Here is a 15857-nt window from a genome sequence, read left to right as displayed (position 1 = left end):
TGCCTACCTGCCCGCACCCCGCCCTGTCACCACCCAGCCCTAGGATGGTCGCGAGGTGATGAGCGATGACAGCCGGCGGACGCCCCGCTGAACCCGAAGTGATCTGGGCCCGCCCGCAGCGCGCCGGCCGCGGCCCCCGGCCCGCGCACACCCGGGAGTCGATCGCCGCCGAGGCGGTCCGCATCGCCGACACCGAGGGCATCGACGCCGTCTCCATGCGGCGCGTCGCCGCCGGCATCGGCGCCGGCACCATGTCCCTCTACAACTACGTGCCGCGCAAGGAGGACCTGTACGAGCTGATGGTCGACGCCGTCAGCGCCGAGTACGCCTTCCCCCCGCCGACCGGCGACTGGCAGGCCGACCTCCTCGGCCTCGCCCGCCAGGCGCGCCGCCTGATGCACCGCCACCCCTGGCTGCCCCGCCTGCTCAGCCCCGTCCACGGCTTCAGCCCCCACGCCCTGCGCTACCTCGAGTACAGCCTGGGCTGCCTCGCCCCGCTGGACCTGCCCGGCGGGCAGAAGCTGGAACTCCTCGCCACCGTCAACGGCTCCGTCGCCACGTTCGCGGCGAACGAGCTCGCCCTGGCCGAGCGGGCCCGCGCCCTGCCATGGAGCGAAGCCGACGAGACGCGCGTACGGACCGCCTGGCTGGGCTCCGCCCTGGCGACGGGCGCCTACCCGCTGCTCGCGGCCGCCCTCGCCGACACCCACCCCGTCGCCGACGCGGCCGCCGACATGGACGCCGTTTTCGACCGCTGCGTGCTCCGCCTGCTGGCCGGCTGGACCCCGAACGCCTGAAAGCCCCTCACAGCAGGGCGAACTGCCCGCCCGGCCCCTCCTCCAGGTGGTCCAGGACGGACGCCGGGCGCCGGGCCCACCGCGGCGGCGGCAGCACCCCGCCGGCCGCCAGGTCCGCCCGGGGCAGCGGCGGCCCCGGCTCGAACGCCGCCCGCTCCGCAGCCGCCCCGGCCAGCAGTGCCAGCGTCGTCACCAGCGCGAGCAGCTCCGACGTCCACGCCTGCGGCCATGCGGCCGGACCCAGCGCCTCCAGCCCCGCCGCGTCCGGGCTGCGGTGCGCGCAGCGGGCCGCGAACCACGCCTCCAGGACCCGCGCCCCGCCCGGAGCCCCGTACTCCCAGGCCTCCGCCGGGACCGGGGAGACCGTCCCGCCGCCCAGGACCAGCGCCTCCGCGGCCGCGTCGTAGCCGAGCCCCTCGGGCCAGCCGGTGACCGCGGAGCGCACGTAGGGGCGGCGGCCGCCCGGCAGCCGGGGCGGCTCCGCGCCGCGGCCCCCGCGCAGCCGCACGGCCAGCAGCCGGGCGCCCAGCTCCAGCCCCGCCCGCCAGCGCTCCGGGTCCGCGGGCAGCGGCACCTCGTACCCGCGCGGCCCCGGCCGGCCCGCGGCCAGGATCCAGCACAGCACGTCCTGCGCGGTGACCCGGCCGCCGAAGCGCTCGCCCAGCAGCGGCAGCAGGCCCGGCGCCAGGTTGGGCTCCGCACCGCCGGGGCGGCGGTGCAGCGGCCGGATCCGGCCCAGCCGGCCGGCCGGCAGGTGAGCGGTGACCGGGAGGCCCGGCTCGGGGAGCGCCGCAGGCCCGGCCGCCCGTACCGCTGCCGGAACCGGCTCCGGGCCCTCCAGGACGAAGAGCTGCCGCCCGTCAAGCACCCGCCACAGCTCCGGCCGGGCCGAGTCGATCAGCCGCTGGTCGGGCAGCAGCCACTGCGCGTCGAAGGGCGCCAGCAGCGCCCGCACCGGCTCCGGGCACGGGCCCGGGGCGTCGGCGAACCGGGCCGTGGACGACGCACGTCGCCCCGGCAGCGCGGCCGCCCCCCGCGCCGCGGACCGGACCCGGCTCGGCCGGAACAGCCGCTCCCGCTCCGCCCCTTCGGCGCCGGCCAGCACGGCCCAGCGGGCCCGCAGCGCCGCCGGATCGGGGGCGGCGACCCACGCGCGGCCCAGGCGCAGGCCGCTCACGGCCCAGGGCATCAGCTCGTCCAGCAGCGGTACGTCGTCGCTCACCCGGCAGATGGTAGCGACGGCCCCCGCACCCGGCGGACCCCGCGCGGCGGTGTCCGGGCCGGGCGGTGGCCGAAGCGTTACGCTCCTTGTGTACGGCCCCATGCGCGGACGCCGCAGGCCCGGACAGGGGCGGGCGGCCCGTCCGCAGAGCCGAGGAGCGGACATGAGTCAGTACGACGAATACTCGACCCCCTCGCAGGCCGAGGGCGAGCGGCTCGACGAGGACATGGACGAGAAGGAGCGGGCGGCGCACCACCACCCGGACACGCTGCGCACCACCCCCTCGCAGGCGGAGGGCGAGCGCCGCGCCGACGACGACGAGAAGTAGCCGCACGGCCGGGGCGGCGGCCACCCGCGCCCGCACAGGCCGCGGTCAGTGCGCGTCGACCGTCACCGTGAAGGAGAAGCGGTCGCCGCGGTACCGGATCCGCGCCACGTCCACGACGCGCCCGTCCTCCCCGTACGTGACGCCCGTGTAGTGCAGGATCGGGCTCAGCAGAGGCACCCGGAGCAGCTCCGCCGTCTCCGGATCGGCCAGCCGCGCCTCGACGGTGTCCGTGATCCGGCTGATCCGCACGCCCACCACGTCCCGCAGGACCTTGGTCATCGGCCAGCGCGCCAGGTCGTCCAGGTCCACCGCCTCCGCGATCTCGGGGCGCACCGCGTTCTCCGCCCAGTTCGTCGGCTCGCCGCTCTCGCCGTCGTGGCGCAGCCGGCGGTAGACGACCACCTCGGCCGTGTCGGGGAAGTGCTCCAGCAGCTCCCCGGACACGGCCGTCCGCTCGTGCCCCAGCACGGTCGTCCGGTCGCCGGACTGCTGCGCGACGATCGCGTCGACCGAGCCGAGCAGCCGCACCGGGGCCCCGCGCATGGCGCCGGGCTCGATGAAGGTCCCGCGCCGCCGGTGCCGGCTGATCAGCCCCTCGCCCTCCAGCTCCTTGAGCGCCTGGCGCATGGTCAGCACGCTCACCCCGTAGTGCTCGGCGAGCTGCTCCTCGGTGGGCAGGCGCAGCGAGGCGTCGGGGGTGCGGCCCAGTATCGAGGCGCGCAACGACTGCGACACCTGATACCAGAGCGGCAGCTTCCGGTTCAGCACCAGCGAGTCTGGGGCGAAGGCGGTCACGGGTGGTTCTCCGTACGGACGAGGCGGCGGGCCGGCGCGCACGGGGCGCGCGGCCCCTCCCGGCGGGGGCCGGGAGCATCTTAGGCGCGGAAGTGCCGTTCCAGCCCCTCCCAGACGCCGTCGTACGCACGCTGGAGGTGGTCCGCACCGGCTGCCTGGGCGGTCGCGGTGATCGGCCAGCGCGTCTCGAACATGAAGGCCAGGCCGTCGTCGATCTTCTGCGGCTTCAGCTCGGCGGCGCTGGCCCTGTCGAAGGTCTCCCGGTCGGGGCCGTGCGCCGACATCATGTTGTGCAGCGAGCCGCCGCCGGGGACGAAGCCCTCGGCCTTGGCATCGTAGGAGCCCTCGATGAGGCCCATGTACTCGCTCATCACGTTCCGGTGGAAGTACGGCGGCCGGAAGGTGTCCTCGCCGACGAGCCAGCGCGGCGCGAACACCACGAAGTCGACGCCCGCCAGGCCGGGGGTGTCCGACGGCGAGGTCAGCACCGTGAAGATCGACGGGTCGGGGTGGTCGTAGCTGATGGAGCCGAGCACGTTGAAGCGGCGCAGGTCGTAGACGTACGGGGTGTGTGTGCCGTACCAGGCGACGACGTCGAGCGGGGAGTGGTCGTACGTCGCCGACCAGAGGTTCCCGCAGAACTTGTTGACGACCTCGGTGGGCCGGTCCTCGTCCTCGTACGCGGCCACGGGCGCCCGGAAGTCGCGGGCGTTCGCCAGGCCGTTGGCGCCGATCGGGCCGAGGTCCGGCAGCTCGAAGGGGCGCCCGTAGTTCTCGCACACGTAGCCGCGGGCGGTGTCGTCGAGCAGCTCGACGCGGAAGCGGACGCCGCGGGGGATCAGCGCCACCTCGCCGGGGCGGGCGGCGAGCAGGCCGAGTTCGGTGCGCAGCAGGAGGCCGCCGCGCTCGGGAACGATCAGCAGCTCGCCGTCGGAGTCGCTGAAGACCCGGTCCGTCATGTCGGTGTCGGCGGAGTAGAGGTGGATGGCGATGCCGGTGCGCTGGGCGGCGTCGCCGTTGCCGCCGAGGGTCCACAGGCCGGCCAGGAAGTCGGTGCCGGGGGCGGGGTCGGGCAGCGGGTTCCAGCGCAGCCGGTTCGGGTCGGCCGGGGCCTCGGTGAACGGCGCCGTCCGCAGGGACCCGTTGTCGACGCGGGTGAACGGCGGGTGCGCGGCCGACGGGCGGATGCGGTACAGCCACGAGCGGCGGTTGTGCTTGCGGGGCTCGGTGAAGGCACTGCCGCTGAGCTGCTCGGCGTACAGGCCGAGCGGGGCGCGCTGGGGCGAGTTGCGGCCCGACGGGAGGGCTCCGGGCACGGCCTCGGAGCTGTGCTCGTTGCCGAACCCGGTGAGGTACTCCAGGGCCTCGGCCGTCTTCCTGGCCTGCTCGCTCATGGGGTGCTTCCGCTCTGTCGAAGGAATCCTATGGCCGACAGTAGGATTCCGCGGCCCGCACGTCAATGGGCGCCCGGAAGGGGGGAGGGGCGCGCCCCGAACCGGTGCTGCCGCAGGGGATCCGAAAACATGAACATTGCTCTACTCTCTCGCGCATGCCGTGGACCCCGTGGACCCGCAGACGCCCCGCCGCCCGACCGGCCCTCCTCGCCGCCCTCCTCGCCCTGCTGCCGCTGCTGACCCTCCTGACCGCCGCGCCCGCCGCCCGCGCGCACGAGGAGCGGCCCGTCGCCTTCCCCGACGGCACCGGATCCGTGCCCGCCTACCGCAGCGCCGAGCCCGACCTGCTGGTCTGCAAGACCGACCGGCCCGGCTTCGAACGCCGCATCGCCGCGTTCCCCGAGGCGCTCAGACAGCGCAACCTCGCCCTGTACGAGCGGTGCGAGAAGACCGGCTACCGCCACCTCCAGCAGGCCGTCGACGCCGTGGACAGGCCCGGCATGAACATCGCGATCCTCCCCGGCCTGTACGAGGAGGAGCCCTCCCTGCCCAAGCCCTCGGGGGAGTGCGCCGCCCTGAAGGCCCCGTCCTCCGCGCTCGGCTACCAGATCCTGTCGTACGAGCAGCAGGTGCAGTGCCGCCACAACCAGAACCTCGTCGCCATCCTCGGCAAGAAGGACCTCCAGATCGAGGGAACGGGGGCGTCCCGGCTGGACGTCGTGATCGACGCCAAGTACCAGAAGCTCAACGCCCTCCGCGCCGACAGGTCGAACGGCGTCTACTTCCGCAACTTCACCGCCCAGCGCACCACCTTCAACGCCCTGTACGTCCTCGCCGGCGACGGCTTCGTCATCGACGACGTCCTGACCCGCTGGAACGACGAGTACGGCTTCCTGACCTTCGCCAGCGACCACGGCCTGTACAAGAACTGCGAGTCGTACGGGAACGGCGACTCCGGCATCTACCCCGGCAGTGCCAGCAACATCAACGACGGCCGCGGCTACGACGTCCCCCGCTACTCCATCGAGATCACCGGCTGCCGCAGCCACCACAACATGGTCGGCTACTCCGGCACCGCCGGGGACTCGGTGTGGGTGCACGACAACGAGTTCGACCACAACATGGGCGGCGCCTCGATGGACAGCGCCTTCCCCGGGCACCCCGGCCTGCCGCAGAACCACGCCAAGTTCGAGCGGAACCTCATCCACGACAACAACCAGGACTACTACCGTTACGTCGCCGACGGCACCTGCGCGAAGCCGCCCGTCGAACGCGGCTACGAGCAGGGCGTCGTCTGCCCGCAGATCTCCATGCCGCCGGGCACCGGCATCATCACCGCCGGCGGCAACTGGAACATCTACGAGGGCAACTGGGTGTACGGGCACCACCGCGCCGGGTTCTACCTGTCCGCGGTGCCCGCCTTCATCCGCGGCGAGAAGGCCTGGTCGAAGCAGGCCGACACCTCCCACCACAACCGGTACGCGGGGAACGTCCTGGGCCGCGACAAGGCCGGGGCCGTCCGCCCCAACGGGATGGACGTCTGGTGGGACGGCCAGGGCCGCGGCAACTGCTGGCAGCCCGGCCCCGACGGCTCCTCCCCGGGCACGCTCCCCGAGTGCGGGGAGCGCCGCGGAGCGGTGTCGGGCGGCTCGCACCGGTTGGTCGGCGAGCCGGTGAAACTCGCGCAGCTGCTCGTCTGCGCCGACTACGACGTACAGGCGCGCAGGCTCCCCGCGGGCTGCGACTGGTACGGCGCCCGGGGCCTGGCCCGGGTGGAGACCCAGATCGCCCTCGGGACGGCCGCCATCCTGGGACTGATCGGGGCGGTCCTGTGGGCCAGGCGGCTGCGCGGCTCCCGCCTGGGCACGGCCGCGTCGCTGCTGGGCCTGGCCGGCCTGGCCCTGGACGTGGCCGGCTCCACGACCCCGCTGGCCGACACCGCCGTCCCCGCCCTGGCGCTGCTCCTCCTGGGCCTGTGGTGGGCCGGCGCCGGCGCGGCCCTGCACGCCGACCGCCCCTGGCTGGCCCGGCTGACCCTCCTCCTGGCCGGCCTGACCCTGCTCGACGCCTTCGACAAGGCCGTCCTCATGATCCCGGGCACCCCCGTCAGCCCCGCCTGGGCCCGCGCCCTGATCGCGGTCGCCTGGACCCTCTGGGCCGCCGCAGCCTCCACCCGCCCCACCCCCACCCCCGCCGCGACGCCCACCCCCGCCCCCGCCGCGAGGAGCCCCAAGTGACCCGGCCCCCCATCCCTCCCGCGCCCACCGTCCCCCCGACCCCGCCCCCCTCCAACCCGCCGACGCCGACGGCCAGCCCCACCCCGCCCGATCCGGAAGCGGGCGCACCGTACCCCGGCCCCGCCGCGACAGCCCCCACGGCGCTCCACCCGTCCCCGACGGCCGCACTCCCGCCGACGGTGGCGGCCCGCCCCGCCCCGTCGGGTCCGGGCGAGGGCGTGCGGGGTCCCGGCCCGGCCGTCCCGTCCCCGGCGGCCCCACCCCTGGCAGTGGTGGCCGCCCGTCCGGCCCCGTCGGGTCCGGGCGAGGGCGTGCGGGGTCCCGGCCCGGCCGTCCCGTCCCCGGCGGCCCCACCCCTGGCAGTGGTGGCCGCCCGTCCGGCCCCGTCGGGTCCGGGCGAAGACGTGCGGGGTCCCGGCCCCGCCGCGGCAGCAGCCTCCGGGGCGGTCCGCCCATCCCCGACGGCCGCACTCCACCCGCCGACGGCGGTGCCGGCCCGCCCCGCCCCGTCGCGTCCGGGCGAGGGCGCGCCCGGGCCCGGCCCCGCATCCGGCGCGGAGGGCCGGTGCGGGGGCGGGGGTGTGGCCGCCGGGCGGGGAGGCAGGTGTGGTCCGGCCGGTGCGGCCGGTGGCGGGGAGCCGGTCGCGGGCAGGCGGGCACGGCGGCGGGAGCGGGGTGCCGTTCTGCTCGTCGCCGTGGTGCTCCTCGGCGGCGCCGTGGCCGGCTGCGGCGGGCGGGCCACCACCCACCACAAGCCGGGGACCAGCCACGAGCAGGCGTCCGGCAGCGCCGGAACCCTGCTTGACGCCCGCGACGGCGCCGGCCACCGGTTCCGCGAGGTGCCCGCCGCAGGGGCCCCGCAGGTCGGCATCAGCGTCCACCCCGACAGCGAGGACGGCTGGAACGTCCAACTGGTGGTACAGAACTTCCGCTTCACCCCCGGCAGCGCCGGCGGCGCTGCCATCCCCGGCTCCGGCCACGCCCACCTGGAGCTGGACGGCCGCAAGGTGGCCCGGCTGTACGGCCCCTGGTTCCACCTGCCCGCGGCGCAGGTGCCCGAGGGCGCACACACCCTGACCGTCCGCCTCTACGCCGACGACCACACCGCGTGGGCCGTCGGCGGCAAGGCCGTGGAAGCCGGCACCGCCCTGTCCGCGCCGGCCGGGGGCTCGCACGGCAGCCACGGCCACGGCGGGCCCGCCTCGCCGCAGGCCCGGCAGCCACCGCAGGCGCAGCCCTCCGCGCCGGCCCCGGCCGCCGTCCGCACGGTCACCATCGCCGTCAAGGACGGCAGGGTGACGCCCGCTCCCGGCCGCACCGAACTCAAGCGCGGCGACAGCGTCGCCCTGCGGGTCACCAGCGACCGAGCCGACACCCTCCACGTCCACGGCTACGACAGGGAACTCGCCCTACCCGCAGGACAGGAGGCCACCCTGGTTCTCACCGCCGACCGCACGGGCCTGTTCGAGGTCGAGACGCACGCCTCCCGGCTCGTCCTGACGCAGCTGCTGGTCCGGTGACGCCGCCGCCCCACGGGCCGGGCAGCGGCCCCCCGTCCGCGGCGGGCTCCCCGACAGCCGACCTCGGCGCAGCCGTCGCCGGCCGGGGCGCGGTCCCCGACCCGGCCGGTGCGGCCGCCCTCGCCGACCACCCGCTCACCGCACTCGCGCACGGCATCGGATCCCAGCACGACCTGCCGATCTCTCCCTTCTACGCGTTCGCCGGCGCCTTCACCGCACTGTTCGCCTCCTTCCTCGCCCTCGGCCTGCTCTGGTCCTCCTCCCGGTTCCGCGGCGGACGGTCCGGCATCGCCATGCCGACCGCCCTCCAGCGGATCGCCGACGCGCCCGCCACACGCGCCGCCCTGCGCGTCGTCGGCCTCGCCGCCGCGCTCGCGGTCCTCGCCTCCCTCCTCCTCGGTCCCGACGACCCCGCCCGCAACCCCGGCCCCGGCGCCGTCTACGTCCTCTTCTGGGTCGGCCTCGTGCCCGCCTCCCTCCTCCTCGGCCCCGTCTGGGGCCTGCTGAACCCGCTCCGCACCCTGTACCGCCTGCTGCCCCGCTCCCTGCGCAGGCAGCCGGCCCCCCTGCCGGCCCGGATCGGCCAGTGGCCCGCCGCGGTCGGGCTGTTCGGCTTCACCTGGCTGGAACTCGCATCTCCGGATCCTGCATCCACCACCCCCCTCCTGATCGCCCTCTCCCTCTACGGCGCCGCCCACCTTGCGCTCGCCGCCCGCTTCGGCGAGCGCTGGTTCGCCGAAGGCGACGCGTTCGAGGCGTACTCCGCGCTCCTGGCCCGGCTCTCGCCCCTCGGCCGCCGAGCCGACGGCCTCCTCGTCCTCCGCAACCCCTTCCACGGACTCGACGCGACGCCCGAGCGGCCCGGTCTCGTCGCCACCGTCTGCGTCCTGCTCGGCTCCACCGCCTACGACGGCTTCAGCGACAACCCCTCATGGATCACCACCCTCCAGACCTCCCCCCTGGGCCGCACCCCCACGGCCACCCTCGGACTGCTCGCTTCCGTCGCCCTCGTCGCCACCCTCTACTGCCTGTGCGCGGCGGCCACCCGCCTCGTCAGCGGCCCTCACCCCGGCCCGCTGACGGCCTTCGCGCACTCACTCGTGCCGATCGCCCTCGGCTATCTCATCGCCCATTACTTCTCCCTTCTCGTGACCGAAGGACCACGCACGGTAATCATGGCACTCGCCGCCGACAATCGGCCCGAGCCCTTGTCCCCCTTGGGCCCCGGCGGTCTCGCGGCCCTCCAGGTCGTGTCCGTCGTCACCGGGCACGTCCTCGGCGTGATCGCCGCCCACGACCGCGCGGTGCGCCTCTTCCCGCCCGGCCGCGCCCTCGCCGGACAGATCCCGCTACTGGCGCTGATGATCACGTACACCCTCGGAGGCATCGCCCTCCTCCTGAACTGACCCGCCGCCGCCCGCCGGGCCCGCGCCCGTCGCGCACGGCGGCTGAAACCGCACGCCCGGAGCGGCATGATGGACCCCGTGCCCGCCACCCACCCCTTGCGCCGTACGCCCGTACAGCAGCGCAGCGCCGACCGGCTCGCCCGGATCCTGGAGGCCTGCGCCGAACTCCTGGACGAATCGGGCTACGAGAGCCTCAGCACCCGGGCCGTCGCCGCACGCGCCGGCGTGCCCATCGGATCGGTCTACCGCTTCTTCGGCAACAAGCGGGCCATGGCCCTCGCCCTCGCCCACCGCAACCTGGACTGCTACACCGACGCCATCGCGGACCGGCTCGCCGCCCTCCCGGCCGCCGGCTGGCGGCCCGTGGTCGACGCGGTCCTGGACGAGTACCTGGCCATGAAGCGGACGGTGCCCGGCTTCGCGCTCGTCGACTTCGGCGTGCCCTCCCCGCCCGAGGACGGCCCGGCCGCCGACCCCAACCGGACGGTCGCCGTACGCCTCACCGAACTCCTCGCCTCCCACCTCGGCCGCACGCCGGACGCCGGCCTGGAGCGGGCCGTCCTGGTCGCCGTCGAGGCCACGGACGCACTGACCAAACTGGCCTTCCGGACCGACCCGGCGGGGGATCCGGCGATCGTGGACGAGATCCGGGCCATGATGCAGGCCTACCTCGCCCGGGTCCTCGACTGAATCGGCGGCCGCCCCCCCAGTCGGCACCGACCCCGGCCTGCCGCGCCTTTCCGGGCCGCACTCTCCCCGACATGCGTACCGGTCGGTATGCTCGGTGGGGCCCGTACGACACCGACGTGACCGCCGCCTGCCGGCCTGCCGCCCGGGAGGGCCCATGCCCCGCACCGCCCTGCGCATCTGCCCCCTCTGCGAAGCCACCTGCGGCCTCACGCTCACCGTCGACGGAACCGCCGTCACCGGCGCCCGCGGCGACCGCGAGGACGTCTTCAGCCGCGGCTTCATCTGCCCCAAGGGGGCTGCCTTCGGTGCGCTCGACTCCGACCCCGACCGGCTGCGCACCCCGCTCGTCCGGCGCGGCGGACGGCTCCGGGAAGCCGGCTGGGACGAGGCCTTCGAAGCCGTCGCCAGCGCGCTCCCGGCGCTCGTCGGGGAGCACGGCGCGCAGTCCGTCGGCGTCGTCCTCGGCAACCCGAACGTCCACACCATGGCCGGCGCCCTCTACCCGCCGCTGCTGCTGCGGACGCTCGGCACGCGCAACCTCTTCACCGCCAGCACCCTCGACCAGATGCCCAAGCACGTCTCCAGCGGGCTCCTGTTCGGCGACCCCTCCGCCATCCCCGTCCCCGACCTCGACCGCACCGACTTCCTGCTCCTGATCGGGGCCAATCCGGTCGAGTCCAACGGGTCGCTGTGCACCGCCCCCGACTTCCCGGGCCGGCTCAAGGCGCTGCGCGCCCGCGGCGGCACCCTCGTCGTCGTCGACCCGCGCCGCACCCGCACCGCCCGCCTCGCCGACCGGCACCTCGCGCCCCGCCCCGGCAGCGACGCCCTCCTGCTGGCCGCCCTCGCCCACATCCTGCTCGCCGAACCCCGCCCCGCGCTGCCGCCGGAACTCGGCGACCACCTCCGCGGACTCCGGGAACTCGGCGAGGCCCTCGCCCGTTTCACCCCTGAGGCCGTCGCCCCGGCCTGCGACATCACGGCCGCCGAGATCCGCGCCCTCGCCCGCGACCTGGCGGCCGCACCCACCGCCGCGGTCTACGGGCGGATCGGCAGCTGCACCGTCGAGTTCGGCACCCTCGCCAGCTGGCTCGTCGACGTGCTCAACATCCTCACCGGCAACCTCGACCGGCCGGGCGGCGCCCTCTTCCCGCTCCCGGCGGCCGGACCCCGGCCCCGGCCCGCCGGGCCGGGCCGCGGGTTCACCCTCGGCCGCTGGCGCAGCCGGGTCAGCGGCCACCCCGAAGCCAAGTCCGAACTGCCCCTCGCCGCCCTCGCCGAGGAGATCGAGACGCCGGGGGAGGGGCGGATCCGCGGCCTGGTCGCCATCGCCGCGAACCCGGTGCTGTCCGCCCCCGACGGGCGCCGCCTCGACGAGGCGCTGGCCGGCCTCGACTTCATGGTCAGCGTCGACCCGTACCTCAACGAGACCTCCCGCCACGCCCACGTCGTGCTGCCGCCCCCGCCGCCCGCCCAGAGCGCACACCACGACTTCGCCTTCAACGGGTTCGCCGTACGCAACCAGGTGCGCTACACCCGGCCCGCGGTCCCGCTCCAGGCCGGGCTGCTCGACGAGTGCGAGATCCACGCCCGCCTCGTCCTCGCGGCGGCCGGCCTGCACGGCCCCGCCGTCCCCGACGCGGCGGCCGCCGTCGACGAGCCCGTCATCCAGGCCGCCCTCGCCAAGGAGACCGCCGACCCGCAGTCGCCGCTGCACGGGCAGGACCCGGGCCGGCTCGCCGGCCTGCTCACCGGCGGCAGCGGCCCCGAGCGGCGGCTCGACCTCATGCTCCGGCTCGGCCCGTACGGCGACCTGTTCGGCGCCGCCCCCGAGGGAGGGCTCAGCCTGGCGCGGCTCCTCGACCGGCTGCACGGCATCGACCTGGGCCCCCTGCAGCCCCGGCTCCCGGGCGTGCTGAAGACGCGCAGCGGCCGCATCGAGCTCCTGCCGGACCCGATCGCGGCCGAACTCCCCCGGCTGCACGACGCCCTCGCCGAACGCCCCGCCGCCCTGGTGCTCGTGGGCCGCCGCCACCTGCGGTCCAACAACAGCTGGATGCACAACGTCCCGGCACTCACCGGAGGTTCCAACCGCTGCACCCTCCACGTCCACCCGGAGGACGCCAAGCGGCTCGGCCTCACCGACGGCGGCCGCGCGCGGATCACCGCCGACGGCGGCAGCCTGGAGGTGCCCGTCGAGCTCACCGACACCGTCCGCACCGGTGTGGTGAGCCTCCCCCACGGCTGGGGCCACGACCGCGACGGCTCCCGGCTGTCCGTCGCCGCGGCCTCGCCCGGGGCCAACGTCAACCAGCTCCTCGACGGCTCCCGACTCGACCCGCTGTCCGGCACGGCGGTCCTCAACGGCTTCCCCGTCGAGCTGGAGCCCCTGCCCTGAGCTGGGGTTTTGCTCGTATTGCTCACGCCCGGACGTCTTGTTGGGCCCTTCGCAGGCCCCCTACGTTCCCTGCATGCTGACCTTCCTCGGCTTCGCCATGATCGTCACCTTCCTGGTCCTGATCATGATGAAGAAAATGTCGCCCATCGCGGCGCTCGTCCTCATCCCCGCGCTCTTCTGCGTGTTCGCAGGGCAGGGCGCCCACCTCGGTGACTACGTCATCGACGGCGTCGGCAAACTCGCCCCGACCGCCGCCATGCTGATGTTCGCCATCGTCTACTTCGGCGTGATGATCGACGTCGGTCTCTTCGACCCGGTCGTCCGGGGCATCCTCCGCTTCTGCAAGGCCGACCCGGTGCGCGTCGTCGTCGGCACCGCCGTCCTCGCGGCGATCGTCTCCCTCGACGGGGACGGCTCCACCACCTTCATGATCACCGTCTCGGCCATGTACCCCCTCTACAAGCGGCTCGGCCTGAGCCTCGTCGTCATGACCGGAGTCGCGGCCACCGCCAACGGCGTCATGAACACCGTCCCCTGGGGCGGCCCCACGGCGCGCGCCGCCACCGCCCTGAAACTTGACGCGGGCGACATCTTCGTCCCGATGATCCCGGCCCTGGCCGTCGGCCTGCTCTGCGTGTTCGCCCTCGCCTACGCCCTCGGGCTGAAGGAGCGCCGCCGCCTCGGCACGCTCGCGCTGCCCGGGGGCGCCGAGCCGCAGCCCGCCGCGGTCGCCGCCGACGCCGCCGACACCGCTGCGGCCGACACCGTCCCGGCCGCCGATCGCGGCACCGACTCCCGCTCGGCAGCCGCGTCCGGCGCGGCCTCCGGTCCCGTCGCGACTGCCGGGGCGGCCGGCGGCGGGCCGCTCCGGGGCGGGTTCCAGGGGCTCGACCCGCGCCGGCCCACGCTGCGGCCGCGGCTGTACTGGTTCAACGCCGGCCTCACCGCCGCCCTCCTCACCGCGATGATCACGGAGCTGCTGCCCATACCGGTGCTGTTCCTCCTCGGTGCGGCCCTCGCCCTCACCGTCAACTTCCCCCACATGCCCGACCAGAAGGCCCGGATCGCCGCCCACGCCGACAACGTCCTCAACGTCGCCGGCATGGTCTTCGCCGCCGCCGTCTTCACCGGCGTCCTCAGCGGCACCGGCATGGTCAAGCACATGGCCGACTGGCTCGTCGCCGCCGTCCCCGAGGGCATGGGCCCCCACATGGCGCTGGTGACCGGCCTCCTCAGCCTGCCCCTCACCTACTTCATGTCGAACGACGGCTTCTACTTCGGCGTGCTGCCCGTCCTCGCCGAGGCCGGCGCCGCGCACGGCGTCTCCCCGCTGGAGATCGCCCGCGCCTCGCTCGTCGGCCAGGCCCTGCACATGTCCAGCCCGCTGGTTCCGGCCGTGTACGTCCTCGTCGGCATGGCCGGTGTCGAGTTCGGCGACCACACCCGCTTCACCGTGAAATGGGCGGCGCTGACCTCGCTCGCCGTGCTCGCGGCGGGGATGCTTTTCGGCATCGTCTGACCGCGGAGGCCCGGCCACCCCCGCGGCGCGGCCGCGCCGGTTTGTAGGGTGGGGCCACCAGACCAGGTCCGCACACCCGTGCGTGTTCGGGGGAGGAAGCGCCATGAAGGCCCACGACGGGATGTACATCGCCGGCGAATGGCGGCCGGCCGCCGGAGGCGACCGCATCGAGGTCGTCAACCCGGCCGACGAGCAGGTCATCGCCGACGTGCCGGCCGGCACCGCGGAGGACGTGGACGCGGCGGTGCGCGCCGCCCGGGCCGCCTTCCCCGGCTGGGCGGCCACGCCGCCGGCGGAGCGGGCGGCCCTGATCCGGGCCCTGCGTGATGCGGTGGCGGCCCGCAAGGCCGAGTTCACCGAGGTCATCACCGCCGAGCTGGGCTCCCCGGCCGGCTTCTCCGAGCGCGTCCACGTGGGGGCGCCGCTCGCGGTGTCCGCCTCCTTCGCCGAACTCGCCGCCTCCTACGCCTTCGAGGAGCGGATCGGCAACTCCACCGTGCTGCTCGAACCGGTCGGCGTGGTCGGGGCCATCACGCCCTGGAACTACCCGCTGCACCAGATCGTTGCCAAAGTGGCACCCGCTCTCGCCGCCGGCTGCACCCTCGTCCTCAAGCCGGCCGAGGACACCCCGCTGACCGCACAGCTCTTCGCCGAAGCAGTGCACGAGGCGGGCATCCCTGCCGGCGTGTTCAACCTGGTGACCGGAACCGGCCCGGTCGCCGGGCAGGCCCTCGCCGCGCACGAAGGCGTGGACCTGGTCTCCTTCACTGGCTCCACCGCGGTGGGCCGGCTGATCGGCGCCACGGCCGGCGCTGCCGTCAAGCGCTTCGCCCTCGAACTCGGCGGCAAGTCGGCCAACGTCATCCTGCCCGGGGCCGACCTGGCCAAGGCCGTCGCGGCGGGCGTGGGCCACGTCATGAACAACTCCGGCCAGAGCTGCAACGCGCTCACGCGGATGCTCGTCCACCGCGACCAGTACGAGGAGGCCGTCTCGCTCGCGGCCGCCGCCGTCGCCCCGTACACCGTCGGTGACCCCCGCGAGCCGGGCACCCGCCTCGGCCCGGTCGTCAACGCCAAGCAGCGCGACCGCGTGCGCGCGTACATCGTTAAGGGCATCGAGGAGGGGGCCCGTCTCGTCGCCGGCGGCCCCGACGCCCCGCACCCCCGCGGCTACTACATCGCCCCGACCGTCTTCGCCGACGTCACCCCCGACATGGTGATCGCGCAGGAGGAGATCTTCGGCCCCGTCCTGTCGATCATCGCCTACGGGGACGAGGACGAGGCCCTGCGCATCGCCAACGGCACCGTGTACGGGCTCGGCGGCGCGGTCTGGGCGGCGGACGACGAAACGGCCGTCGCGTTCGCCCGGCGCATGGACACCGGCCAGGTGGACATCAACGGCGGCCGCTTCAACCCCCTCGCGCCGTTCGGCGGCTACAAGCAGTCCGGCGTCGGCCGCGAACTCGGGCCGCACGGCCTGGCCGAGTACCTCCAGACCAAGTCGCTCCAGTTCTGACGCCGCCCCGAACCAGCCCGGCCGGGCCGAACCAG

General features: G+C 75.1%; 12 protein-coding genes. 9 read left to right on the top strand and 3 right to left on the bottom strand.

Going from position 1 to position 15857, the window contains the following annotated elements; all coding sequences use genetic code 11:
* Positions 1–65: 65 nt before the first annotated feature.
* Positions 66–797 carry a TetR/AcrR family transcriptional regulator gene (locus ACZ462_RS13785; protein WP_467806040.1) on the top strand — a complete coding sequence of 244 codons (732 nt, stop codon included), beginning with the start codon at positions 66–68 and terminating at the stop codon, positions 795–797.
* 7 nt (positions 798–804) lie between these two features.
* On the opposite strand, the gene ACZ462_RS13780 is transcribed toward ACZ462_RS13785, so the two are convergent.
* The gene (locus tag ACZ462_RS13780; protein WP_467806042.1) at positions 805–2121 is read right to left on the bottom strand and encodes a type ISP restriction/modification enzyme; all 1317 of its coding nucleotides are present in this window, start codon (positions 2119–2121) and stop codon (positions 805–807) included.
* A 61-nt stretch (positions 2122–2182) separates the two neighbouring features.
* Here ACZ462_RS13780 and ACZ462_RS13775 point away from each other — a divergent pair, with 61 nt between their 5' ends.
* Positions 2183–2347: a hypothetical protein gene (locus tag ACZ462_RS13775; RefSeq protein WP_185902778.1), complete on the top strand. Its 165-nt coding sequence runs from the start codon at positions 2183–2185 to the stop codon at positions 2345–2347.
* Between the two features lie 45 nt (positions 2348–2392).
* Here the strand turns inward: ACZ462_RS13775 and ACZ462_RS13770 are convergent, their stop codons facing one another.
* Positions 2393–3142 (bottom strand): GntR family transcriptional regulator, encoded by a 750-nt coding sequence (locus ACZ462_RS13770; RefSeq protein ID WP_467806045.1) that lies wholly within the window; start codon positions 3140–3142, stop codon positions 2393–2395.
* Between the two features lie 80 nt (positions 3143–3222).
* On the bottom strand, positions 3223–4536 hold the full coding sequence (gene hmgA / locus ACZ462_RS13765) for a homogentisate 1,2-dioxygenase (RefSeq protein WP_467806047.1): 1314 nt from the start codon (positions 4534–4536) through the stop codon (positions 3223–3225).
* Between the two features lie 155 nt (positions 4537–4691).
* On the opposite strand from hmgA, the gene ACZ462_RS13760 reads away from it, so the two are divergent.
* The 7 genes from ACZ462_RS13760 (at position 4692) to ACZ462_RS13730 (ending at position 15822) form a co-directional block, all read left to right on the top strand.
* Positions 4692–6773, top strand: coding sequence for a right-handed parallel beta-helix repeat-containing protein (locus ACZ462_RS13760; protein WP_467806049.1), 2082 nt, complete (start codon positions 4692–4694; stop codon positions 6771–6773).
* Positions 6774–7468: 695 nt separating this feature from the next.
* Entirely contained in the window at positions 7469–8293 is an 825-nt protein-coding gene (locus tag ACZ462_RS13755) for a cupredoxin domain-containing protein (RefSeq protein WP_467806051.1), read from the top strand.
* A gap of 155 nt (positions 8294–8448) precedes the next feature.
* Entirely contained in the window at positions 8449–9699 is a 1251-nt protein-coding gene (locus ACZ462_RS13750; protein WP_467806140.1) for a hypothetical protein, read from the top strand.
* A gap of 69 nt (positions 9700–9768) precedes the next feature.
* A complete protein-coding gene (locus ACZ462_RS13745; RefSeq protein ID WP_467806142.1) occupies positions 9769–10389 on the top strand; it encodes a TetR/AcrR family transcriptional regulator in 621 nt (206 codons plus the stop codon).
* Between the two features lie 154 nt (positions 10390–10543).
* The gene (locus ACZ462_RS13740; RefSeq protein WP_467806052.1) at positions 10544–12787 is read left to right on the top strand and encodes a molybdopterin-dependent oxidoreductase; all 2244 of its coding nucleotides are present in this window, start codon (positions 10544–10546) and stop codon (positions 12785–12787) included.
* Between the two features lie 73 nt (positions 12788–12860).
* Positions 12861–14306: a CitMHS family transporter gene (locus tag ACZ462_RS13735; RefSeq protein ID WP_467806053.1), complete on the top strand. Its 1446-nt coding sequence runs from the start codon at positions 12861–12863 to the stop codon at positions 14304–14306.
* Between the two features lie 103 nt (positions 14307–14409).
* A complete protein-coding gene (locus tag ACZ462_RS13730) occupies positions 14410–15822 on the top strand; it encodes an aldehyde dehydrogenase family protein (protein ID WP_467806055.1) in 1413 nt (470 codons plus the stop codon).
* Positions 15823–15857 lie beyond the last annotated feature (35 nt).

Source organism: Streptomyces sp. NPDC031121, assembly GCF_055570615.1.
Note: the sequence above shows the minus strand (reverse complement) of the source record. Positions and strands in the feature narration are given on the sequence as shown.